The 23482-nt window shown below is 38.4% G+C and carries 24 protein-coding genes; 23 read left to right on the top strand and 1 reads right to left on the bottom strand.

What is annotated here, in order from left to right:
• Window positions 1-14: 14 nt before the first annotated feature.
• Window positions 15-140 (bottom strand): protein YhfH, encoded by a 126-nt coding sequence (gene yhfH, locus FC748_RS18470; RefSeq protein ID WP_069514604.1) that lies wholly within the window; start codon window positions 138-140, stop codon window positions 15-17.
• Between the two features lie 142 nt (window positions 141-282).
• Between yhfH and lplA the strand changes: the two genes are divergently transcribed.
• From lplA to FC748_RS18355, 23 genes are all read left to right on the top strand, one after another.
• Entirely contained in the window at window positions 283-1275 is a 993-nt protein-coding gene (gene lplA / locus FC748_RS18465) for a lipoate--protein ligase (protein ID WP_024363872.1), read from the top strand.
• A gap of 220 nt (window positions 1276-1495) precedes the next feature.
• On the top strand, window positions 1496-2200 hold the full coding sequence (locus FC748_RS18460; RefSeq protein ID WP_024363873.1) for a response regulator transcription factor: 705 nt from the start codon (window positions 1496-1498) through the stop codon (window positions 2198-2200).
• On the top strand, window positions 2200-3183 hold the full coding sequence (locus tag FC748_RS18455; protein ID WP_024363874.1) for a sensor histidine kinase: 984 nt from the start codon (window positions 2200-2202) through the stop codon (window positions 3181-3183). The genes FC748_RS18460 and FC748_RS18455 overlap by 1 nt, the downstream gene beginning before the upstream one ends.
• Window positions 3184-3194: 11 nt before the next feature.
• Window positions 3195-3626 carry a hypothetical protein gene (locus FC748_RS18450; protein WP_108031050.1) on the top strand — a complete coding sequence of 144 codons (432 nt, stop codon included), beginning with the start codon at window positions 3195-3197 and terminating at the stop codon, window positions 3624-3626.
• A gap of 12 nt (window positions 3627-3638) precedes the next feature.
• Window positions 3639-4415 (top strand): ABC transporter ATP-binding protein, encoded by a 777-nt coding sequence (locus FC748_RS18445; RefSeq protein ID WP_024363876.1) that lies wholly within the window; start codon window positions 3639-3641, stop codon window positions 4413-4415.
• The gene (locus FC748_RS18440) at window positions 4387-6327 is read left to right on the top strand and encodes an FtsX-like permease family protein (protein ID WP_024363877.1); all 1941 of its coding nucleotides are present in this window, start codon (window positions 4387-4389) and stop codon (window positions 6325-6327) included. Before FC748_RS18445 ends, FC748_RS18440 begins: the two co-directional genes overlap by 29 nt.
• Before the next feature lie 141 nt (window positions 6328-6468).
• Window positions 6469-8016, top strand: coding sequence for a fatty acid--CoA ligase family protein (locus FC748_RS18435; protein ID WP_024363878.1), 1548 nt, complete (start codon window positions 6469-6471; stop codon window positions 8014-8016).
• Between the two features lie 308 nt (window positions 8017-8324).
• Complete coding sequence (locus FC748_RS18430; protein WP_370510660.1) at window positions 8325-8972, top strand: VTT domain-containing protein; 648 nt, start codon at window positions 8325-8327, stop codon at window positions 8970-8972.
• Window positions 8973-9470: 498 nt separating this feature from the next.
• Window positions 9471-10700: an EAL and HDOD domain-containing protein gene (locus FC748_RS18425; RefSeq protein ID WP_024363880.1), complete on the top strand. Its 1230-nt coding sequence runs from the start codon at window positions 9471-9473 to the stop codon at window positions 10698-10700.
• Window positions 10701-10985: 285 nt separating this feature from the next.
• Window positions 10986-11834 carry a YitT family protein gene (locus FC748_RS18420; protein ID WP_024363881.1) on the top strand — a complete coding sequence of 283 codons (849 nt, stop codon included), beginning with the start codon at window positions 10986-10988 and terminating at the stop codon, window positions 11832-11834.
• 51 nt (window positions 11835-11885) lie between these two features.
• On the top strand, window positions 11886-12212 hold the full coding sequence (cccB, locus tag FC748_RS18415) for a cytochrome c551 (protein ID WP_108031049.1): 327 nt from the start codon (window positions 11886-11888) through the stop codon (window positions 12210-12212).
• Between the two features lie 226 nt (window positions 12213-12438).
• Entirely contained in the window at window positions 12439-13374 is a 936-nt protein-coding gene (gene hprK / locus FC748_RS18410) for an HPr(Ser) kinase/phosphatase (RefSeq protein WP_024363883.1), read from the top strand.
• A 37-nt stretch (window positions 13375-13411) separates the two neighbouring features.
• Window positions 13412-14233 carry a prolipoprotein diacylglyceryl transferase gene (lgt, locus tag FC748_RS18405; RefSeq protein WP_025220495.1) on the top strand — a complete coding sequence of 274 codons (822 nt, stop codon included), beginning with the start codon at window positions 13412-13414 and terminating at the stop codon, window positions 14231-14233.
• A 12-nt stretch (window positions 14234-14245) separates the two neighbouring features.
• The gene (gene ppaX, locus FC748_RS18400; RefSeq protein WP_108031048.1) at window positions 14246-14887 is read left to right on the top strand and encodes a pyrophosphatase PpaX; all 642 of its coding nucleotides are present in this window, start codon (window positions 14246-14248) and stop codon (window positions 14885-14887) included.
• Between the two features lie 4 nt (window positions 14888-14891).
• Window positions 14892-15434, top strand: a complete 543-nt coding sequence (locus tag FC748_RS18395) for an acyltransferase (RefSeq protein WP_024363886.1) — start codon at window positions 14892-14894, stop codon at window positions 15432-15434.
• 644 nt (window positions 15435-16078) lie between these two features.
• On the top strand, window positions 16079-17251 hold the full coding sequence (locus FC748_RS18390; protein ID WP_024363887.1) for an ATP phosphoribosyltransferase regulatory subunit: 1173 nt from the start codon (window positions 16079-16081) through the stop codon (window positions 17249-17251).
• Entirely contained in the window at window positions 17244-17867 is a 624-nt protein-coding gene (gene hisG / locus FC748_RS18385) for an ATP phosphoribosyltransferase (protein ID WP_024363888.1), read from the top strand. Before FC748_RS18390 ends, hisG begins: the two co-directional genes overlap by 8 nt.
• Before the next feature lie 88 nt (window positions 17868-17955).
• The gene (hisD, locus tag FC748_RS18380; RefSeq protein ID WP_108031047.1) at window positions 17956-19230 is read left to right on the top strand and encodes a histidinol dehydrogenase; all 1275 of its coding nucleotides are present in this window, start codon (window positions 17956-17958) and stop codon (window positions 19228-19230) included.
• 4 nt (window positions 19231-19234) lie between these two features.
• Window positions 19235-19834 (top strand): imidazoleglycerol-phosphate dehydratase HisB, encoded by a 600-nt coding sequence (gene hisB / locus FC748_RS18375; protein WP_024363890.1) that lies wholly within the window; start codon window positions 19235-19237, stop codon window positions 19832-19834.
• Window positions 19831-20463, top strand: coding sequence for an imidazole glycerol phosphate synthase subunit HisH (gene hisH / locus FC748_RS18370; RefSeq protein ID WP_108031046.1), 633 nt, complete (start codon window positions 19831-19833; stop codon window positions 20461-20463). The genes hisB and hisH overlap by 4 nt, the downstream gene beginning before the upstream one ends.
• Window positions 20457-21218: an imidazole glycerol phosphate synthase subunit HisF gene (hisF, locus tag FC748_RS18365; protein ID WP_024363892.1), complete on the top strand. Its 762-nt coding sequence runs from the start codon at window positions 20457-20459 to the stop codon at window positions 21216-21218. Before hisH ends, hisF begins: the two co-directional genes overlap by 7 nt.
• On the top strand, window positions 21215-21832 hold the full coding sequence (gene hisIE / locus FC748_RS18360; protein ID WP_024363893.1) for a bifunctional phosphoribosyl-AMP cyclohydrolase/phosphoribosyl-ATP diphosphatase HisIE: 618 nt from the start codon (window positions 21215-21217) through the stop codon (window positions 21830-21832). The genes hisF and hisIE overlap by 4 nt, the downstream gene beginning before the upstream one ends.
• 90 nt (window positions 21833-21922) lie before the next feature.
• Window positions 21923-23440, top strand: a complete 1518-nt coding sequence (locus FC748_RS18355; RefSeq protein WP_024363894.1) for a tetratricopeptide repeat protein — start codon at window positions 21923-21925, stop codon at window positions 23438-23440.
• The last annotated feature ends 42 nt before the right edge of the window (window positions 23441-23482 follow it).

Here is a 23482-nt window from a genome sequence, read left to right as displayed (position 1 = left end):
GCATAGGCAAATGCTTATAGGCAGTTACATTTTTCACAAGTGTTGCTGTAGCATTCGCTTTGTTCTTCGATCTTTTCACCGCATTCTGTGCATTGTTTTGCAGGTAAGTTCTTGAAAAATTCAACTACGTTTTCTAACATTGTGGACTCCTCCTTTAAGTTCATCTGTACTATTACTGTTTTATTATTTTCTAGTGTATTATAACAGATGCGTTTCGTCAACACAAAATGCCTAATTTACGTTAAAATAAAATATGGATATTTTGTGAAGGAGGAAACGACTATGATTTTCGTTGATAATAAAGGGATTCATGATCCACGCATTAACCTTGCCATTGAGGAGTATTTACTAAAGACAATGGATGTAGAGAAGGAACCGGTGCTGTTATTTTACATAAATCAGCCATCTATTATTATTGGTAAGAACCAAAATACGATTGAAGAGATTAATACAGATTATGTTGAAGATAATGGTATCATTGTTGTGCGCCGCCTTTCTGGTGGGGGTGCGGTGTATCATGACCTTGGAAACTTGAACTTTAGTTTTATTACGAAGGACGATGGCGATAGCTTTATGAATTATAAAAAATTCACACAGCCAGTTGTCGACGCGCTTGCGAAAATGGGCGTAAATGCGGAGTTATCGGGTCGTAATGATATTTTAGCTGAAGGGCGTAAAGTATCTGGTAACGCGCAGTTTTCTACTAAAGGTCGCATGTTTAGTCATGGGACATTACTGTTTGATACAGAAATAGATGCAGTTGTATCTGCATTGAAAGTAAAGAAAGATAAAATTGAATCAAAGGGTATTAAATCCATTCGTTCACGTGTAGCAAATATTTCTGAGTTTTTAAAGGATAAAATGACCGTTGAAGCATTCCGCTTAGAAATTTTAAAATCTATTTTCGGTGGAGAAGAAAACATTCGCTATCATGAGCTTTCAGAAGAAGACTGGGCAAATATTCATCAATTATCTGCTGAACGCTATCAAACTTGGGAATGGAACTACGGGAAATCCCCTCGCTTTAATATTCAAAAAACACATCGTTTCCCTTCAGGCGGGATTGACATTCGCTTAGAAGTGAATCATGGTGTGATTGAAGAAGCACATATATTTGGTGATTTCTTCGGTGTAGGCGATATTGCAGATGTTGAGCAACGCTTAGTTGGTACAAACTATGATCGTGCTGCGATTGCGATGTCATTAGCGGATATCAATATCCCAACATACTTTGGCGGCATTTCTACAGAAGAGTTTTTACAATTAATTTATTAACAGTAGACAAAAAATAGTTGGCTAATGCCTTTTCCTAAAAAAGATATTTTAGCCTAACTTGGCGTATAATGTAGGCGGCTATGCTGTGGAAAAATTAAAGTCTAAACATGATGGAACCGTTGAACTTGAAGTTACCAATATATTCACAATAAATAGGGCACGCGCAATTAGGGCGCGTAGCCTTTTTTTGGTACAATATATGATAGAAAGGAGTGTCATTATGGAGAAGCATCGAATATTTATTGTCGAGGATGATGTGAAAATTGCATCATTGCTTGCAGAAACACTGAGAAAATATCAATACGAAGTGGAAACGATTCAAGAATTTGAACACTTAATAGAAGAATTTACAGCCTTTAATCCACATATGGTATTGCTTGATATAAATTTACCTGCGTATGACGGCTATTACTGGTGTCGTCAGCTACGTCAACATACAACATGTCCTATCATTTTCATTTCAGCGCGCTCTGGCGAAATGGATCAAATTTTTGCGCTTGAAAATGGGGGTGACGATTTTATTACTAAGCCATTTAATTACGAAATCGTTCTCGCTAAAATCCGTAGTCACTTGCGTCGTACATATGGAGAATATGCCGCTAGACAAGAAGAACGGACGATTAAACAAGGACAGCTTGTACTGCATTTAGAGCGTATGGAGCTGCACAAAAATGATTTAGAAATTCCATTACAGAAAAAAGAATGTATTATTTTAGAATTGTTAATGGGCCATGCACCCAAAGTAGTAACACGTGAGCAACTGCTAGAGGAGCTATGGGACGATCAAGCATTTGTTGATGAAAATACGTTAAATGTGAACATGACACGTGTTCGCAAGAAGCTAGCCGATTATCATATTGCCTCAACAATTGAGACGGTTCGTGGAGCAGGCTATCGTTTTATATTAAGTGCGGGTGAGTTGTAATGGGCTGGAAATTATTTTTACGTGATTATGCAACATTTTTTATTTTTCAACTGATTTTAGTCGGTTTTATTATGGTGTTGTACTGGCTCGATGGCTTTCGTAACGTCGATACGGCTATTTATTCTGTAAGTATTAGCTTAGTATTACTATGCTCTTTTTTACTTATTCGTTATTTAATGCGCCAAAGTTATTTGGGTAAAATATTACATCTTCCAAAATCAATGGAAGATGTGTTACAAAAAAATGCCAAGACACCAGAAGCGGTGCAAGTAGAAAAATATATGCATGAACTGTACCGACTGTATCAGCATGAGCTTCATTCCTTGTATGCTAGCCAAAAGCGCCACGATCAATTTATGAATCAATGGGTACATCAAATGAAAACGCCTATTTCTGTCATTGAGATGCTATTGCAGGATGAACGCCCTCTTGATAAAAAGAATGTGCAAGAAGAAATAGATCGTTTACGTAGAGGGTTGGATATGGTGCTTGTTAACGCGCGTCTAGAAAACTTTGAAGAGGATATGCAAGTCGAACAAATTCCGTTAAAAACAATTGTTACTGCAACTGTTAATGAAAATAAACGTTTATTTATTACGAATCGTGTTTTTCCAGAAATCCATATTGAGGACGATATTATCGTAGCAAGTGATTCAAAGTGGCTTCGATTTATCATCGGGCAATTTGTAACAAACGCAGTTAAATATACATTTGAAGAGAATAAAAAGATCGTGATGTCTGCTATTAAACAAGATGATCATATTCAGTTAGCGATTTGTGATGAAGGAATTGGTATTCCCGCTTCTGACCTTTCACGTGTGACCAAAGCCTTTTTTACAGGTGAAAATGGGCGTAAAACTGGAGAATCCACAGGTATGGGCTTGTATTTAGCAAAGGAAATCTGCGGAAAACTAGGGCATCAATTGGACATTACATCAGAAGTAGGCAAAGGGACGATTGTCACCGTGACATTTACAAATTAGGGGGATCAGAAATGGGAGAAGTACGGATTGAAGACTGGGTATTAAATATTGAATTAGATAAAACGAAGGAGTTGTACGCGTCACACACAGAACTATGTGATTGTTTGTTTTGTGAAAATTTCCGTCAGGCAAGCTTATTCCTACAAGATGAAGTTGTGCATTTTTGTGATGCACTTGGGCTAAACTTACATAAACCAAGTCTCCTAAATGCTTTCCCTGTTGAAGGCGAGCAAGTGATGTATAGTGGGCACTATGCAGTTTATGGTGAAATAATTGAAGGTGAGTTAGATGCATGGGATGTCATAGTTGGAGAGCATTGCTTTAGTCTAGTGCAAGAAGAAGCGAAGAATGCTTCAGCCGAAATAGAACCACACTTTCAAATTGGCTTTGAGGTGGTATTCAATTGGCTTTTACCAAAATCTATGGAATTAATCGAGAAATAAGGTGAACAAAGTATGCCTATTTTAGAAATAAAGGATGTTACGAAAGTATATGAGGGCAAGGTGACGCATCGTGCACTCAATCAATTAAGCTTTGAGGTTGAACAAGGCGAGTTTTTAGCAGTAATGGGTCCATCAGGAAGCGGCAAGACGACGTTATTAAATATTATTTCTACGATTGATGAACCAACGAGTGGGGAAATCATTTTAGATGGCATGAACCCGCATAAGCTAAATGCTACTGAGCTTGCTTATTTTAGAAGAAGACAACTCGGCTTTGTATTTCAGGATTTTAATTTATTGCATATGCTTACGGTTGAAGAAAATATTGTATTGCCGTTAACGCTCGATCAGCAGCCGTTAGAAGTAATGGAGGAGCGTCTTGCAGGTATTGTAGAAAAGCTTGATTTAACGTCCTTTTTGCATAAACGTCCCAATGAAATTTCAGGTGGACAAGCACAGAGAACCGCCATTGGACGGGCGCTGATTCACAATCCGAGCCTTATTTTAGCTGATGAACCAACAGGGAATTTAGATTCGAATTCCTCGCGTGATGTCCTTGAACTATTAACAAAAATTAATAAAGAAAAACAAACGACAATCGTGATGGTGACACATGATCCAATCGCCGCAAGTTATTGTGATCGTGTGCTCTTTATTAAGGATGGGGAATTTTTCAATGAGATTTATCGTGATGATCGACGTCAAATGTTTTTCCAACGAATTTTAAATGTATTGAGCTTACTAGGAGGAGGGCAAGTAGGTGACCTTTCGACAATTCGCTTACCGTAATGTCGTACGGAACAGCCGTATTTACGGTGCCTTTTTTATGGCAAGCTTTTTTTCTGTGGCTGTATTTTTTATCTATTCAATGCTGATGTTTCATCCAGATATTGAACGAGGTATTTTAGGAGAAGTATCGTTAGTCGGCATGATTGGTGCAGAAATCGTACTTGTCCTCTTTACTTTGTTCTTTTTATATTATTCCATGAGTGCCTTTTTAGAGGCGAGATCCCATGAGTTCGCTATATTATTGCATCTTGGGATGGAAAAGCGCCAAATGAACAAACTTGTCTTTTTAGAAACGATGATTATTGGCTCTGGTTCGATTATTGTGGGCATTATTTTTGGCTTCTCATTTTCAAAGTTTTTCTTTATGATTGTTCGAGAAATTTTACATTTAGAAAATTTGCCGCTCTATGTATCTTGGCAACCTTTTTTACTTACGATAGGCGTCTTCACAAGTGCTTTTGTGGTTATTTCGTTTATTAGCGTATATTTTACACGTGAGAGAAAATTGCGAGATTTAATCAAAGGGAATGATTATTTAACTAGTGTGGCTAGTTATTCAAAGATTCGCGCAACATATGGTGTTATTTTGATTTTAGCAACGTATGCATTGGCAGTTATTGTTTCTCATACGACGATGATAGGTTTAACTTTATTGATTCCTTTCTCGGCAACATTTGGAACGTATTATTTTTTTAGTGATTCAGTACCATTCTTTTTAGAAATTGCTCGTGGGAAGCGTAAATTTCATTGGCGACGTTATCGCTTATTATCTTTAGCCGAGCAGACACATATTATGATGGATAATGTGAAAATGTTCTTCGTTGTTACAATGGTTTCGACACTGGCGTTTTTATCAGTCGGTGTTTTAGCTACAATGTCTTCTTATACGACCCAATATGACCGATTAAATCCATTAGGGCTTATTTATAAAGGAGATATTAATAATCCGTTTGAGGCTGAGCATATCAATTCTTTGCGTATGCAGTTAGAAGACAAGGGTTTATCCTATCATTTATCCCGTTTTCTTGTTGTCAAGCAAACATCCTCCTTTACACACAATGAGGTAGAAGTATTCCGCGAATCTGATATGAATGTTTTGTTGTCTTCTTTTAACTATCCGTTAATTGATTTGGCGTCTGGTGAAGCTGTGTTTATACCATATTCCGAAGAGTCTTTGAAGAAACTTAAAAATATAGTAGTCCATACAATTTTAGAAGAAAACGAAATTCCAATTACCATTGATAGTGTATATCCTAAAATCGTATTCCCAGGTTCCATTGTTAGTGTAAACTCGATTGTGATCAGTGATGAAGACTTTGGGAAGCTTGTAAAGCCGATTACTAGTAAGGACGCTTTGCAACCCGTCTATCATTTATTTACATTCGATATTCCACAGTGGATGGAGACGAAGGAAATTGGTAAGGACATAGTGGATGATGCCTCAACAGAATATTTTTATAGTATAAAAAAGGGCAAGCATAGCCCATTTTATTTTGAAAATGCAGGATTAAATTATTCTTATATATTAGCTACCTACTCATTATTTACATTAGTTGGTGTTTTAGTGGCCACTGTATTTTTACTAGCTGCTGGTAGTTTTATTTACTTTAAATTGCATACCTCACTTGAACGAGAAAAGCGGAAATTTGATGTGTTAAAACGCATGGGCTTAACAGATATTGAGTTGAAAAAGCTAGTCAACCGTCATTTATTCCCACAATTTTTCTTACCGTGGGGCGTTGCTATGATGCACAGTGGCTTTGCTTTCTTTATGGTACAAGGCATTTTAAAGGACATTGCCAATATTTCAATTGTTAAAGAAGTGTTCTTTGCATTTGGCTTTTTTGTCCTAATACAGGTTATCTATTTTTACTTAATTCGTTGGCGTTACATCTCCCATATCCGTTCTTAAAAATACGTACAAAAGAGAAAAAAGTGAATTTTTTAAAGGTAATATTGACACGAAATAAAAAGTTTCATTGTTTTTTAGATATATTTCTTATATAATATTACTGAATAACGATTCATTTTATACGATAAGGGGATGGTGTAATTGAATTTAGTTTCATGTGTTCGTCAACAAGCAGCAGAGCAGCCGGAAAAAATTGCGTATCATTTTATGGGGAAAGATACTTCATATGGGGAATTTGAGCACACAGTTGGCCGCTTTGCACAGGGGTTACAAGATTTAGGGGTACAAAAAGGGGACCATGTGGCGTTTTTACTCGGCAACACGCCACATTATTTAATCGCTTTATATGCAACGATGCGTCTAGGAGCAACAGCAATTCCTGTGAATCCAATCTATACGCCAGATGAGATATCTTATATTTTACGAAATGGCGATGTTAAGGCGGTTATTGCACTTGATGCATTGCTTCCATTAGTAGAAGTAGGTGTACAGGCATTCCCAGAAGTAGTGACATTTGTCGTTTGTGAAACAACAGCAGATGTAGCTGAAAAAATAGCGGCTTTATCGGAAGAGGCAAAAGCGAAAACACATTTATTTTCGCATATTGTTGCAAGTGCCACTGGATCGTTAGAACCGGTAGATATCGCACAAGATGATACGGCTATTATATTATACACTTCGGGAACAACAGGCAATCCAAAAGGTGCCATGCTGACACACGGAAATGTTTATTCAAATGCACGTGATGTCTCAACGTATTTAGGGTATCGAGCAAATGATCGTATTATTGCAACATTACCAGTTTTCCACGTGTTTGCATTAACAGTCGTAGTCAATGCACCATTGATTAGTGGAGCAACCGTTTTACTTACACCTCGCTTTAGCCCAAGTGAAATTTTCACATTGGCGAGAGAGCAACAGGCAACTGTCTTTGCGGGTGTGCCTACGATGTATAACTTTTTGTATTTATTACCAGAAGGCAAACCAGAAGATTTTTCAACAATTCGTTTAGCCATTTCAGGGGGCGCATCATTACCTGTTGCACTATTACATAATTTCGAGAAGAAATTTAATGTACGTGTATCAGAGGGCTATGGTTTATCAGAAGCTTCACCGGTAACATGTTTCAATCCATTAGACCGTGAGCGAAAAGCTGGCTCTATCGGTACATCGATTAATAACGTTGAAAATAGAGTGGTCGATGTTAATGGTATAGATGTTCCTGTCGGTGAAGTTGGTGAGTTAGTTGTTCGTGGTCCAAATGTCATGAAAGGCTATTATAAAATGCCTGAAGAAACGGCGATGGCCATTCGTGATGGTTGGCTTTACACAGGGGATCTTGCAAAAGTTGATGACGAAGGTTATTTCTATATCGTCGATCGCAAAAAGGATATGATTATTGTTGGCGGTTATAATGTTTATCCGAGAGAAGTAGAGGAAGTTCTATTTGCTCATGATAATATCGTAGAGGCGGCAGTTGTTGGCTACCCAGACCCTAATTTTGGTGAAGCAGTACATGCATATATCGTACTCAAGGAAGTAGCGGCTACGACAACAGATGATATTTTGGCATATTGTGCAAAGCATATGGTGAAATATAAAGTGCCAAAAGTTGTGGAAATATTAGATGAGCTTCCCAAAAATACAACAGGTAAAATTTTGCGTCGTACTTTAAAAGAAAAAGTATAAACGAATTAATAAGTCAGGCCCACCACAAAAAAATTTGTGGTGGGCTTGTTGGTTTTGGAACAGCTGCCTTTTAAATTATCAGAATTGTTTGGGTGTCTTGCACTTACGGTGAAATAAGTTGAGTGCATTGAGCTGGAGTGATAAAATCAGTCATGTGTAATCCTTCTACATACTTTAAAAGGGCTTGTCATATAGTAGGGGAGTAGTAACTTGTATACTTTGTTGTATTGTTTTGGAACCCTTTTGTGCGCAACAACGTCCAAGCTATTAAGAAAAATTAAATTGAAAGAGAGCATACAAAACCAATGATAGGACTCATCCAAGAGTTAATAAGTTTTATAATGCATATTGATGTGCATTTGGAAGAAATCATTCGTGATTTTGGTAATTGGAGTTATCTTATTCTATTTGCCATTGTCTTTGTTGAAACAGGTGTCGTGATTTTCCCATTTTTACCGGGTGACTCATTACTTTTCGCAAGTGGTACATTAACAGCTGCAATGGGCGCCTTTGACTTATGGATACTAATTCCTGTATTTTTGGCAGCAGCAATTTTAGGGGATACAATGAATTACCATATCGGTCATAAAGTTGGGACATCGATTCCTCCGAAAAGTTTTTTAGGTCGGATTGTTAAAAAAGAACGTATGGAAGCAGCGGAGAAATTTTTTAACACGCATGGTGGCAAAACAATTGTAATTGCTCGTTTCATGCCTTTCATTCGTACGTTTATTCCGTTTGTTGCAGGGGCAAGTAAGATGCATTATAGCTACTTTTTGCTGTACAACATCGTAGGCGCTGTTTTATGGGTATTCAGCTGTACACTCCTTGGATATTTCTTTGGTAATATTCCAATTATTAAAGATAACTTCTCAGTAGTGCTTATTTTAATCATAGTTATCTCAGTTATACCGGCTGTTATTGGCGCTTTTAAATCTAAATTTGGTGGGAAATAAAAAGATGCCTCAGGTAACATTTGCAGGCTGACACTAAAAGAAAATTATGTTAAGCATCATTTACACAGGCTAGCCCTACCACTATTTTTGGTGGTAGGGCTTTTTGTTATTTCCATGGTAGGAGGAAAATCTATGTTAACTTTAAAAAATCTCAACTATAGTGTCCGGCATCAATATGAAATATAAAATCTTAAAAATTTACTATCACAATGCAAAACTGTAGGATGCTATTGTCCAACCTGTTACTTTTGAAAAATCAGTATAACACCCTTTTTAGTAAATGTTGCGCAAGGTAAGCAAGTAAAAAGTAAAAGCAAATTTTTAATATAGATGCATAAAGTAGTAATGCTTTATCTTTTTTAGTCATAAAATGTAAATTATATAGGTAAATGCTAGTTTCTCAATAAGAAAAATTTATTATAGTGTTGAAAAAATAAGCGTAAGGTAATGAAAAGTGCTATAATAATTACTAGAAAATGGTGAATTGGAGGCAACGAAATGGAAGTATTCATCGGAAGACAGCCAATCTTTAATCTTCATGAACAGGTCGTTGCATATGAGTTGTTATATCGAAACAAAAATGTAAATTCATTTCCTGATGTCGATTCAGATGCTGCAACAGTGGATGTGTTAGTGAACTCATTTTTATCAATTGGTATTGAAGAGGTAACGAAAGGTAAGCCTTGTTTTGTTAATTTTACGGAAAACTTGCTTATGAGTTCAATCGATGAATTTTTAGATCCTTCGCAAGTAGTAATCGAGATTTTAGAAGATGTACCACTAACACCAAATCTAGTTAAGCGTGTCATTGAGCTGAAGTCGCATGGGTTTAAAATAGCGTTAGATGATTTTATTTTAAAAGGAAATGTACCAATATATGATACGCTTTTCCCGCATATTGATTTAATTAAAGTGGATTTCTTAATATCTTCTTTAGTTGAAAGAATGGAAATAGAAAATATGGTAAAGGAAAATTTCCCCCATATTAAATTGCTTGCGGAAAAAGTGGAAACACAAGAGCAATATAGAGTCGCCAAGCATTCAGGCTATGAGTTTTTTCAAGGTTACTTTTTTGAGCAACCTCAAATCATTAAAGCGATGGATATTCCCGCAAATGCCATCCAATATTTTCATATAATTTCGCTCTTAAAGGAAGAAGAACCGAACGTTCATCTGTTAGCAGAAAATATTGAACGGGACATATCGTTGACGTATAAATTATTACAAATGATTAATAATTCTAGTAAACGTTCAAAATCGAAAATACGCTCCATTAAGCAAGCCATTTTATTACTTGGCTTAGCAAATCTTCGCAAGTGGATTTATTTACTAGCTCTGCGTGAATTCGATGGTAGGGCAGATACAGATCTTTTTCAAGAGTTGATGCAAACATCTTTGTTCAGAGCAAAGGTTTGTGAAAAATTAGCCAAACGCAATTATAAGCAAAACTTTTCTGAATACTTTTTAGTTGGGATGTTTTCGTTAATTGATGCGATCTTACAAAGACCGATGAATGTTATTTTGCAACAATTACCTTTTTCAGAGGCGATTACAGAAACAATATTAGGTGGTCAAACAGAGATGACACCTTATCTTGAATTTAGTATTGCGCTTGGAAAATTAGATTGGCAACGATTAGAAGAATTAGCACCACAAATTAATATTGAAATGGCAAGTATTGATCTTTTATATAATGAAGCACTAGAATGGGCAGAAACATCATTATAATTAGGGAAAACGACAGCTTATAGGAGTTGTAGCAAGAGGCGACTCCTATAAGGTATTCCGCACGCAAAAAAGAGGTATGTGTCCTTACGGTGCGGAAAGTGCACCTGTAGCGGACATCAATGGCTGAGAAAAAGTGTTAGATTGATTGGGATCAATCTAGCACTTTTTCTCATTTATTCCAACTACTTTCTCTTTATCAAGATGAAGTTCTCAACGTGAAAACTATTTGCTATAATCATGTCGTCATCTTTAGAAAAATCTGATAGTTGAAGTGGGCGTGAGGAAATGAATCAAACACAAGATGTAAGGGCAAGTATTGTGGAATATGTTTATGTGATTATTGGTGCCGCAGTTGTGGCAATAGGTTTTAATGTATTTTTACTACCAAATCAAGTAGCGTCAGGTGGAGTTAGTGGCATAAGTACCATTTTACATGGTTTATTTGGCTGGAATCCTGGCCTTGTACAATATGCATTTAATATCCCATTGTTTCTAGCAGGAGTAATAATACTTGGTAAAAAGTTTGGCGTCAAATCTTTTATTGGGACAATAACATTACCGTTGATTGTGTTATTGACAAATCACTGGGAGCCGTGGACAGATAATCCTTTACTTGGTGCGCTTTTTGGCGGAATTGTTGTAGGCTTAGGAATAGGACTTGTCTTTAAGGGGAATGCTTCTACTGGTGGCACTGATTTACTAGCCCAAATTATTACAAAGTATACCGGATTATCGCTTGGTACAAGTGTACTATTAATTGATGGAATTATCGCAATTAGTGCGGCAATTGTTTTTGACTTAGAAAAAGGGCTCTATGCGTTAATTGGACTGTACGTCACAACGAAAACGATTGATATTATCCAGTTAGGTTTTAGTCAATCTAAAATGGTTTATATTATTACGTTAAAACAAGATGAAGTGCGTGATGCGATATATGCTGAAATTGATCGTGGTGTGACAAAGTTACCTGCAATTGGCGGTTATACAGGAGAAGCACGACCCGTTTTAATGGTCGTTGTCTATCAAACAGAGTTCACAAAGCTGAAACAACTCATTAAAAACGTTGATCCATCAGCGTTTGTCATCGTTTCTGATGCTTATGAGGTGTTAGGTGAAGGTTTCAAACGTGCATAATTTTGGTATAATAGCTTGGAAAGATATTCATTTACTATAGGAGGGGTACTAATGAAAAAAGCAATGTTAACATTAGTGTTCGGTTCAGCGATTTTCTTAGCAGCATGTGGTGGTGGCGGAGATAAAGCAGCTACAGATAACAAAGATACTGCTGCTGAACCAGACGGTAAAGCAATCGCAATGAAATCATGTGTTTCTTGTCACGGTGGCGAGCTACAAGGTATGGGGAATACACCTGCACTAAACAATGTAGGTTCTCGTTTATCTGAGCAAGAAATTTTAGACGTAATTAACAATGGTCGTGGGGCTATGCCACCTGGACTTATTAAAGGTGCAGATGCTGAAGCCGTTGCAAAATGGTTGGCTACACAAAAATAATACAATGAAAAAAACTAGCGGTTCTGGAGACCGCTAGTTTTTCTATTTTTATCATGTGCATAAGCTTTCTGAGATAGTTTTACATTTGTTATGTACAACCTTTAACTAGAAGTAAGTATAATAGTGTTACTAATCATCATGCACACAAGTGTAAATTCATTTCTTTTATACATAGGCATGCTAAAATAAAACAATATTCAATTCGTTTGAATGGAGGCTGCAAATATTGGTCGTAGTATTGACAAGAGATGTAATGGAAAAATTTAAGCTAGAGTTATTAGGCGGCGAGGAAGGTATAGGAAGAACAATTACCACAAGTGATATATCTAGACCGGGGCTTGAAATGGCTGGTTATTTTACGCATTATCCTGCTAATCGAGTACAGCTACTAGGGAAAACAGAGCTTTCCTTTTTTGAAATGTTACCAGCGAATGTTAAACTTGAGCGTATGCGATTGCTATGTTCACAGGATACGCCTGCTATTATTATTTCGCGTGATTTAGAAGTACCAGATGAGCTTATTCAAGCTTCAAACGAAAAGCATGTACCTGTATTTAAAACTCACATGACAACAACGAAATTTTCGAGTAGGTTAACCAATTATTTAGAGGGACGTTTAGCACCTATGACAGCGGCACATGGTGTGTTAGTCGATGTATATGGCATCGGTGTGCTTATTATCGGAAAAAGCGGGGTTGGGAAAAGTGAAACAGCTCTTGAACTAGTAAAAAAAGGGCATCGATTAGTTGCAGATGATTGTGTGGAGATCCGTCAAGAGTCGGAGAACTTTTTAATAGGGAGTCCGCCACCGCTGTTAGAGCATTTATTGGAAATACGAGGTATTGGTATTATCGATATCATGACACTGTTTGGGGCAAGTGCTGTACGACCATATAAACGTATTACCTTAATTATTGAGCTAGAAATATGGGATCCAGACAAGGTTTATGATCGTTTAGGTTTAGAAGAAGAAAAAATGAAAATCATTGATACGGAACTAACAAAACTCACAATTCCAGTACGACCTGGACGAAATGTATCTGTAATCATCGAAGTAGCGGCGATGAATTACCGTTTGAAGAAAATGGGTGTCAATGCAGCGGAAGAGTTTTCAAGACGCTTAGATGAAGTCATTGCTTCATCAGATGAGTTAGATGATTAATGGAAAACGGATTGTAACATATTGAGAGGAGCATAAGATGGATTTATTACTATTAGACATTAACCCGGTCGCCTTTCATTTAGGGCCAATTCCTGTACGATGGTACGGACTTTTAATTGTGTCGGGGATAATATTAGCATATTTTGTTGGACAACGAGAGGCGGTAAAACGCGGATTACCTGAGGATTTTCTAGCTGACTTATTATTATGGGCAGTGCCGATTTCCATCGTTTGTGCGCGCATCTATTATGTTTCTATGCGTTGGGATTATTATAGTGAAAATCCAGGCAATATTATTGAAATTTGGAATGGTGGTATTGCGATTCATGGTGCGTTATTAGGTGCATTTGCGACGGCTTACATATTTACGCGGATAAAAGGGGTAAGCTTTTTACGAGTAGCTGATATTGCAGCACCAAGTATTTTGATTGGTCAAATTATTGGTCGTTGGGGCAACTTTATGAATCAAGAAGCATTTGGCGGCCCAGTGTCACGTTCATTTTTAGAAAACCTGATGCTACCTGATTGGATTATTAATCAAATGTACATTGAAGAACTAGGCACATACGTCCATCCTACATTTTTATATGAGTCTGTTTGGAACTTCATCGGTTTATTAATATTATTGGCATTACGTAAAGTGAATCTAAATCGCGGTGAAATTTTCTTTAGCTATTTAATATGGTATTCAATTGGTCGCTTCTATATAGAAGGTTTACGTACGGATAGTCTTTATTTAGTAGGAGACTTGCGTTCGGCTCAGGTTGTTTCCATTATCGGCATTGTGATAGGTCTTGCGGCAATTATTTACCGCAGATTGAAGGTAAAACCTGCTGTGAAATATTTGGACAATAAGTAAGGAGTGGAAAGTATGGCTGTAAAGGCATTGCTTTTTGATTTTGATGGTACACTATTAAATACAAATGACTTAATCATACAATCATTTATGCACGTGTTAGAAGAGAGATTTCCCGGGCAATATTCGCCAAAAGATTGCTTGAAATTCATGGGTCCGTCATTAAAACAGACATTTAGTGTTTTAACGCCAGGAGAAGAAGATGAAATGATAGCAAAATACCGCGCTTGGAATGAACCGCATCATGATGAGCTTGTCACAAAGTTTCCTGATGTTGTGTCAACTTTAGAGCAATTAAAGTCAATGGGGATTAAATTAGCCATCGTCTCAACAAAGCGCAATGCGATGATTGACCGAGGGTTGAAGATCCTAGGTGCTAGTCATCTATTTGAGGTGATCGTGGGAACTGATGATGTCCAACATGTGAAGCCTGATCCAGAGCCAGTTTTACTTGCTCTTACACGTCTTGGTGTCGCAAAGGAAGATGCCATTATGATTGGTGATAATTCACATGATATTGAAGCTGGACACAATGCGGGTGTAAGAGCTGCGGGTGTCGCATGGTCAATTAAAGGGGAGCAATATTTACAGCAGTTTAATCCAGAATATCTATTGCACCATATGAAAGATTTACTTGCTATTGTGAAAGAGGGGTAAAGGCATGGCGCGTAAAACGGAAAGATATCGTGTCGAAGGAGCAAATTCGCTATGGAATGTATATGATACGGTGTCCTTTTGGAAGGTGATGAAGTGCTTCATTGTCATTCAAATTGGACGCTTCACACCTTTTTTACGCGTGAAGAACTGGCTGTATCGCACTTTTTTAAAAATGAAGATTGGTGACCAAACGTCTTTCGCTTTAATGGTCATGCCAGATACGATGTTCCCAGAACGTATTCATGTCGGCAATAATACAGTGATTGGCTTTAATACGACAATTTTAGCGCATGAATATTTAATTGAAGAGTATCGTTTAGGAGATGTCCATATTGGCAATGAAGTAATGGTTGGTGCCAATTCAACCATTTTACCAGGAGTGACAATAGGGGACGGTGCTATTGTGTCTGCGGCAACACTCGTACATAAGGATGTACCAGCAGGTTGTCTAGCAGGTGGCAATCCGATGCAAATTATTTACACTGCGGAACAGATGGCGGAGCGTAAACGAAGTGAAGTTGTCCAATGGTGCACGCCGAAAAAGTAAAGAAGATGAAAAGTGTTAGATTGACTGCAAATCAATCTAACACTTTTTTGCTATGGCGTTATTGTACATTACGGCGGTGCTTTCCGCTCAGCACAGTAAGCCGCAACCCTCGCTAACGCGCAGAATGCCAGCGTCTTACGTTGTGCGCGTTCTGTGCTGGAGTCACCGCCTTCGCTACTAACAACTAGTGAACACTTCTAATTTATTGCAAAAGCAAGAATAGCTAAGTTCTCCATATAGCAAAAATTTATGAACACCTTTCCTCTGTTCTTTAAATTTTTTAGTAATGTCCCAACCTCTTTTTTTGCTATGGCGTTATTGTACGCTTCAGCGGTTCTTTCTGCTCAGTACAGTAAGGCTGCAACCTTCAACTCATTTCGCTTGCAATTATTATATTTTTAAAGCAAGAACAGCTAAATTTAAAGTAATGTCCGCATTTTGATGTCCCCTACATAAGTGAGGCAATAGTCTCGATAAACATTTCACTTTGTGTAAATAGGTGTATAATTAACAGAAGTATTGAAATTATTTGTGAATTTAATGTGTAAAACATTGACTGAACTGAAGGAATGAGTTAAAATACTTTCATATTCTAATTCTCTAATACTCTAGTGAATTAAAGTGAAACGTAAGGAAGTGTCCACATGTCGTCGATTAAAATGTTCGAAAAGCCACTTGGTATGCGTGATAAATTTCCGCAAATTTATGAAAAAGTAGAAGCTGTAAGACATACAGGTCGAAATTTTTTACGCTCAAGAGGCTATGAATTTATCAAAACGCCTACAGTAGAGTATTTCGATACAGTAGGGAAAGCATCTGCAATTTCCGATGCGCATTTATTTAAGCTTGTAGATAGTCAGGGCAACACGCTCGTTCTACGTCCTGATATGACAACACCGATTGCTCGAGTAGCCACTTCAAAATTATTGAAAGAAATGATACCGCTGCGCTTAGCTTACTTTGCAAGTGTATTCCGTGCACAGGAAACAGAAGGTGGACGTCCCGCAGAATTTGAGCAAATGGGTATTGAGTTAATTGGTGATCATTCCGTGTTTGCGGATGCAGAAGTAATTGTTACAGCAATGGAGTTATTAAAACAATTTGGATTAGAAAATTTCAAAGTCACAATAGGACATGCAGGTGTCTTGAATTGTATTTTACAGGACTATACAGAAAGCATCGAACAAGAAGATGTACTGCGTACACTGCTTGTACAACGTAATTATGTAGGCTTTGAGGAGGCAGTTGCATCATTTGATTTACCAAAAACAAAATCAGATGCATTGTTACAGTTTATTGAAGAGGCAATGACCTTAAAGGAAATTCGTGATATTGAAAAATATGTGCGTAAAAATGACGCATTAGAATATATGCAACAACTTGCAAAATTATTAGAAGTCGCTGATCTTGCACAGTATGTCGCGTTTGATTTTACTCTTTCAAGCCATATGAGCTATTACACAGGTATGTTATTTGAAGTATTTGCTTCAGGCAGTGGTTTCCCATTAGGAAATGGTGGCCGTTACGATGGTTTGCTTGAAGTATTTGGATCAAAGGTCGGTGCTACAGGCTTTAGCATTCGTGTAGATAGATTATTAGAAACGATTACTGCACAAGCTTCGGACAAGGAAGAAGCCATTGTGGTGCTATTCGAAGAAGAAAATTTTGAAGAGGCTCTAGAAAAAATAGAGGCTTTAAGAGCAGCAGGTAAACAAGCGACTTTACAGTTGAGAAGTAGTTTAGTTGATGAAGCAGCCTTTTTAACGCATTTTACAAAGGTAGTTGTTGTTGGACAGGAGGAAATTCGCGGTGAATGAATTAACCATTGCTATGCCGAAAGGGCGCATTTTTGAAGAGGCATACCAAATGCTTATTGAAGCGGGCTTTAATTTACCAGAAGAGGTTGAAATGTCGCGTAAATTAATGATCGAAATCCCAGAAGAAAAAATTCGTTTTATTCTAGCGAAACCTATGGATGTACCTGTTTATGTTGAGCACGGTGTAGCCGATATTGGAATTGCTGGAAAAGATGTTTTACTGGAGCAACAGCGCGTGGTACATGAGCTTCTTGATTTGAAAATAAGTACTTGCTATATTGCTTCAGCTGGCTTACCAAATACGACGATGAACGAACTTGCACCACGCATTGCGACGAAGTATCCGAACATTGCCATGAAGTATTATAAAGGGATTGGCGAACAAGTAGAAATTATTGAATTAAACGGGTCGATTGAGCTTGCGCCAATGATTGGTTTAGCGGACCGCATTGTGGATATCGTATCAACTGGACGTACGTTAAAAGAAAATGGCTTAGTTGAGTATGAGTATATTACAGAAGTTTCATCACGCTTAATTGCCAATCCCGTAAGTTACCGCATGAAAGGTGACCGCATAATCGATTTGGTGAAACGTTTAAAGAAGTGTGTCGACTAATGAATGTTGTTTCATCGTAATAATTGCAAAGACGCAAGTTGCGAAAAGGAACTGCACGAATAGCTAGAAATTTAAAGGAGACTTTTCCATGAAAATCACAAAGTTAGCAAAAGGTATTTCCTTGAAACGACCACTTGAAGGTGGCAACGAAGAACAATTAAAAATTGTACGACAAGTATTGGCAGATGTGCGAGCACAAGGTGACAGCGCAATACGTACATATACAGAAAAATGGGATGGCTTTGCTCCAGACAATTTACGTGTTATAAAGGCAGAGATTAAAGAGGGAGTAGAGGCAATCGACGCGCAATTATTTGCAGATTTAACAGAAGCTGCCCACAATATTCGCGTTTATCATGAGCAACAAAAACGTTCTGGCTATCGTTTGGAATTAGCAGATGGCTCTTGGCTTGGGCAACGGATTACCGCACTCGATGCAGTAGGTCTTTACGTTCCTGGAGGAACAGCGGCCTATCCTTCTTCCGTGTTGATGAACGTTATTCCTGCTCAAGTAGCGGGTGTTGAGCGAATTGTTATCACATCACCTGCGGGGCGTGACGGGAAATTACCTGCTGGTGTACTTGCCGCCGCTCATATATTAGGTGTGGAAGAAGTATATAAAATTGGTGGGGCACAGGCAATTGCAGCACTTGCCTATGGAACGGAAACAATTCAAGCCGTCGATAAAATAACTGGTCCAGGTAATATTTACGTTGCACTTGCTAAACGCGAAGTATTTGGTGAGGTCGCGATTGATATGATTGCTGGACCAAGTGAAATTGCCGTAATCGCAGATGATACAGCTTTTGCAGATGAGGTAGCTGCAGACCTATTATCACAGGCAGAACACGATAAGATGGCCTGTGCTATTTTAGTGACAACGTCTGAGCAACTTGCTCACAATGTGGCGCTGGAAGTAGAAAAACAATTAGCGACTTTACCACGTGAAGAAGTAGCGCGTGCCTCAATCGAAAATTTTGGCGCAATTTATATTGCTGAAACGATGTCAGATGCAGTGGAGGCAATTAATTCATTAGCCCCTGAGCATTTAGAAATCGTGACCAAAAATGCCGAAGCGGTGGCAGAGCAAGTGCGCCATGCAGGTGGTATTTTCATCGGTCGATATAGCTCCGAGCCTGTTGGAGATTATTTTGCTGGCACAAACCATGTGCTACCAACAAACAGCACAGCGCGTTTTGCAAGTGGCTTAAATGTGGATGACTTCGTAAAAAAATCGAGTATCGTTTATTATACTGAAAAAACTTGGGCAACGAACGCCCCGAAAATTGCACGCTTAGCTCGGATGGAAGGCTTAGAGGGCCATGCTCGTGCTGTAGAATCTCGTGGATGGGAAAAGGAGTAATACGATGACAGAACAGAAACGCTACGCAAAGGTAGAACGCAAAACAAATGAAACACAAATTTCAGTTGCCATTGAGTTAGATGGAGAGGGCAAGGCGGATATCCAAACAGGTGTTGGCTTTATGGATCACATGCTGGATTTATTTATTAAACATGGTCTATTTAATGGCACAATTCAAGCGAATGGTGATACGCATATTGACGACCACCATACAACGGAAGACCTTGGCATTGTATTAGGACAAGCCATTCGTCAAGCGCTCGGCGATAAGAAAGGTATTAAACGTTATGGTAATGCCTTTGTACCAATGGATGATGCACTGGCACAAGTTGTTGTCGATTGTTCAAATCGTCCACATTTAGAGTATCGTGTGCCTGAACTAAAAGAGAAAGTAGGAACTTTTGATACGGAGTTAGTGCATGAGTTTTTATGGAAATTTGCGCTTGAAGCAAGAATGAATGTCCACGTTATCGTACCGTACGGTCATAATACACACCACATTATCGAAGCTATTTTTAAAGCATTAGCTCGTGCCATTGATGCGGCAGTTGAAATTGATCCTCGCGTTAAGGGTGTACCTTCCACAAAGGGGCTGTTAACGTGAAAATAGGTGTGATTGACTATGGGATGGGTAATTTATTTAGTGTTGAACAAGCACTAAAACGACTTGGCTGTGAAGTCATTGTAACAGCACAAGAACAGAAACTAGATGAAGCTGATGCCTTGTTACTGCCAGGTGTGGGTGCTTTTCCCGATGCTATGAAACGTTTAGCTGAAACAAAATTAGATTGCTATTTACAAAAAGTACAAGCAGAAAATCGACCATTGCTCGGTATTTGTTTAGGCATGCAGTTATTATTTGAGGAAAGCGTAGAGGTGACACCAACGAAGGGACTAGGTTTCTTCAAAGGCAGCATTCAACGTTTTAGCGGCATTCAAGGGGAGCAATCCTATCGCGTACCTCATATGGGGTGGAATGAATTAATTGTGATGAATCGACCAGCATGGCTCAAAGGCGAGACACCTGCCGAGCACGTTTATTTTGTCCATTCTTTTTATGCGACGAATATTGAACCGACAGAACTAGTGGCCTATGCTGACTACCATGGCATTGAAGTCCCAGGGATTGTTGCCAAAGGCTCGATCACAGGTATGCAATTCCATCCTGAAAAATCAGGTGAGTTAGGCGTGTACTTATTAGAACAATGGTTAAAAGGGGTGGCGGCGTGCTAACGAAACGTATTATTCCATGTCTTGATGTGAAGGAAGGACGAGTTGTTAAAGGTGTACAGTTCGTATCATTACGTGATGCAGGAGATCCGGTAGAGCTTGCAAAGTTTTATGATGAACAAGGTGCAGATGAGCTTGTTTTCCTAGATATCTCAGCATCGCATGAAGGCCGTGACACAATGGTCGATGTAGTGCGCCAAACTGCGGCGACACTAGCCATTCCATTTACTGTTGGTGGCGGTATTCGCTCGTTAGAGGATATGAAGCGTATTTTACGCGCAGGTGCTGACAAAGTATCTGTTAATACTTCTGCCTTAGAACGCCCAGCGCTGATTAAAGAAGGTTCTGACTATTTCGGAGCACAATGTATTGTTGTTGCAATTGATGCGCGCTATAGTGAAGAAGACGGCACGTGGATGGTCTATACACACGGTGGTCGCAACAAAACATCTTGGCAAGTAATAGAGTGGGCAAAAGAAGCTGTCCGCTTAGGTGCTGGCGAGATTTTATTAACAAGTATGAATCAAGACGGTGAAAAATCTGGCTTTGATTTAGCTTTAACGAAGGCTGTACGACAGGCCGTGACAGTCCCAGTCATTGCAAGTGGTGGTGCAGGGAATGCCGAACATTTTTACGAAGTATTAGCGGACGATGTAGATGCAGATGCAGCACTTGCAGCATCCATTTTCCATTACAAAGAAACGAGTGTAGCGCAAGTAAAACAATACTTACGTGAAAAAGGAGTGGCAGTAAGATGATAGAGAACATTAAATTTGACGATAAAGGTCTTGTTACAGCAGTTGTGCAAGATGCCAATACAAAAGAAGTATTAACTGTAGCTTATATGAATAAAGAATCATTAGAAAAAACATTAGAATCAGGCGAAACTTGGTTTTACTCACGTTCTCGTGAAGCGCTTTGGCATAAAGGAGCGACGAGTGGTAACGTACAAAAAGTAGTGTCCATTAAAGCCGACTGTGATGGCGATGCATTAGTTGTAGAAGTACTTCCTGCTGGTCCCGCATGCCACAATGGCACAACATCTTGCTTTACGACAGTACTGCAAGAAAAAGCAAAAGTTGGTTCGGTTAGTATTATCCCTGAGCTAGTCAAAGTCATTGAAAAGCGTGAGCAAGATATGCCTGAGGGTGCATATACTACATATTTATTCGATAAAGGCATCGATAAAATTTGTAAAAAAGTTGGGGAAGAAGCAACAGAGGTAGTTATCGGTGCAAAAAATCGTGATGCAGAAGAAGTAAAATGGGAAGCGGCTGATTTAATTTACCACTTACTAGTTTTACTGCAAGAACAAAAAGTAAATGTTTTTGACGTATTACATGTGTTGGAAAAACGTCACGAGGAGAAATAACAGCATATCGCATATTGTATGGTATAATATAAGTTACTGTAAAAAGGAACGTATAATACGTTCCTTATTTCTTGTTTCGGAGGAAATATTTTGGAAAAGAAACGTCAAAAAGAGAAGCAAACGAATGTCGTATCGTTCATTCCAACAGGCGACTATTATTATAAAAAATCAATTCAAGCGATGAATAGTGGTCAAATGGATAAAGCCTATAAATACTTACAACGTGCTGTAGATTTAAGTCCAGATGATCCTATGATTTTATTGCAATTAGCGATTGTAGAGTTAGAAGGTCAAGGTTTTGAGGAAGCCTATGATCTGCTTCGTCGTGCCTATCAATTAGACCCAAATGAGCCAGAAATTATTTTTTATATGGCTGAGGTATCAGGATGTGTCGGCATTATTCAAGATGCCAAACGCTTTGCAGAGCAATACTTAGAAATGGAACCTGAGGGTGCATATGCGGATGAAGCGGCAGAAATATTAGACTTTGTTGCTTTTGAGCACAATGAATATGAAGAGCTGGAAGGCAGTGGCGAGGATTTATATCGGCAGGAGCAAGCACGTCGTTGCATGGAAAAGGGTGACTTTCCAGAAGCAATCAATATTTTAGAACAATTAGTAGAAGATAGACCGGAATTTTGGTCAGCATACAATAATTTAGCTTTAGCTTATTTTTATGTAGGTGAAGCGGAACAGGCTAAAGCGATTTTGAACACGGTTTTGCGTGAGAATAAAGGGAATCTCCATGCATTGTGTAATCTAACGGTTATTGCCTACTATGAGAAAAATGATGAGGAATTAAATGCTCTTTTAGAAGTATTGGTGAAAATTCAACCTTATGCTTGGGATCATCGTTACAAATTGGGCGCAACGCTTGCACTGATTGGTCAATATGAAACTGCATTTAAATGGCTACGAAGCATGCAGAAGCGTGGTTATTTAGGAGATCCAGGGTTTTACTTTTGGTTATCTCATGCGGCCTACTTTTCTGGTTACGATGATATTGCTAAAAATGCTTGGGAGCAGTTGCTTGAGTTAGATCCAGATAAAGAAGGTTTTGAACCTTGGCGTCAGCAGGAAAATACATATGAGCTTGACGCATTAGAGCATGATCGTGACTTCATTGTAGCGAAGCTTGAAAGTGAGTATATAAGTGATCGTTTATTTGGCTTATTTTTATTACGAGGAACAGCGCATAAGCAGGAAATCATTGCGCATCCTAAATGGATAGATGTAGAGCAATTTGGTGCTTTTGAAAAGCTTTTTTTAGCTTATGCACTCGGCCATCAGTTTGATGAGAAAAACAAAGTAGAGGCAAGTTTTTTAAGAGCCGTACGTGTACCCGAGATTTTGTTGGAGCACTATGGAAAGTTGACGACAATCGTCGCACCAATGTTCCAAATGTGGTTCGTGCTTTGTGAACAAGCACTTAGTCAAAATTATCGCTTTACAAATCCGGCTGCTATTGCAGGTGCAAATGACTTTTTATTCCGCTCATCTCGCATGTTGAAGGTGACGAAAAAAGAAATCGCAGAGCAATATGGCATATCTGTAGCAACATTATCGAAATATATAGATGAAATATTAATGTACTTACCAACGAGTTAAATTGAAGTTGTGAGCAACTTAGTTGAATAACTTCATGCTTTC

This window comes from Lysinibacillus sphaericus (genome assembly GCF_005217585.1).
In the GTDB taxonomy this organism is placed as follows: domain Bacteria; phylum Bacillota; class Bacilli; order Bacillales_A; family Planococcaceae; genus Lysinibacillus; species Lysinibacillus sphaericus.
Note: the sequence above shows the minus strand (reverse complement) of the source record. Positions and strands in the feature narration are given on the sequence as shown.

Bases quoted from the DNA above. Each gene is read 5' to 3' on its own strand.
- FC748_RS18395 (WP_024363886.1), top strand. From the start codon at position 14,892: ATGGCGCGTAAAACGGAAAGATATCGTGTCGAAGGAGCAAATTCGCTA.
- FC748_RS18445 (WP_024363876.1), top strand. From the start codon at position 3,639: ATGCCTATTTTAGAAATAAAGGATGTTACGAAAGTATATGAGGGCAAG.
- hisIE (WP_024363893.1), top strand. From the start codon at position 21,215: ATGATAGAGAACATTAAATTTGACGATAAAGGTCTTGTTACAGCAGTT.
- FC748_RS18455 (WP_024363874.1), top strand. From the start codon at position 2,200: ATGGGCTGGAAATTATTTTTACGTGATTATGCAACATTTTTTATTTTT.
- FC748_RS18460 (WP_024363873.1), top strand. From the start codon at position 1,496: ATGGAGAAGCATCGAATATTTATTGTCGAGGATGATGTGAAAATTGCA.
- ppaX (WP_108031048.1), top strand. From the start codon at position 14,246: ATGGCTGTAAAGGCATTGCTTTTTGATTTTGATGGTACACTATTAAAT.
- lplA (WP_024363872.1), top strand. From the start codon at position 283: ATGATTTTCGTTGATAATAAAGGGATTCATGATCCACGCATTAACCTT.
- yhfH (WP_069514604.1), bottom strand. From the start codon at position 140: ATGTTAGAAAACGTAGTTGAATTTTTCAAGAACTTACCTGCAAAACAA.
- hisB (WP_024363890.1), top strand. From the start codon at position 19,235: ATGACAGAACAGAAACGCTACGCAAAGGTAGAACGCAAAACAAATGAA.
- lgt (WP_025220495.1), top strand. From the start codon at position 13,412: ATGGATTTATTACTATTAGACATTAACCCGGTCGCCTTTCATTTAGGG.
- cccB (WP_108031049.1), top strand. From the start codon at position 11,886: ATGAAAAAAGCAATGTTAACATTAGTGTTCGGTTCAGCGATTTTCTTA.
- FC748_RS18420 (WP_024363881.1), top strand. From the start codon at position 10,986: ATGAATCAAACACAAGATGTAAGGGCAAGTATTGTGGAATATGTTTAT.
- FC748_RS18450 (WP_108031050.1), top strand. From the start codon at position 3,195: ATGGGAGAAGTACGGATTGAAGACTGGGTATTAAATATTGAATTAGAT.
- hisD (WP_108031047.1), top strand. From the start codon at position 17,956: ATGAAAATCACAAAGTTAGCAAAAGGTATTTCCTTGAAACGACCACTT.
- FC748_RS18425 (WP_024363880.1), top strand. From the start codon at position 9,471: ATGGAAGTATTCATCGGAAGACAGCCAATCTTTAATCTTCATGAACAG.
- FC748_RS18390 (WP_024363887.1), top strand. From the start codon at position 16,079: ATGTCGTCGATTAAAATGTTCGAAAAGCCACTTGGTATGCGTGATAAA.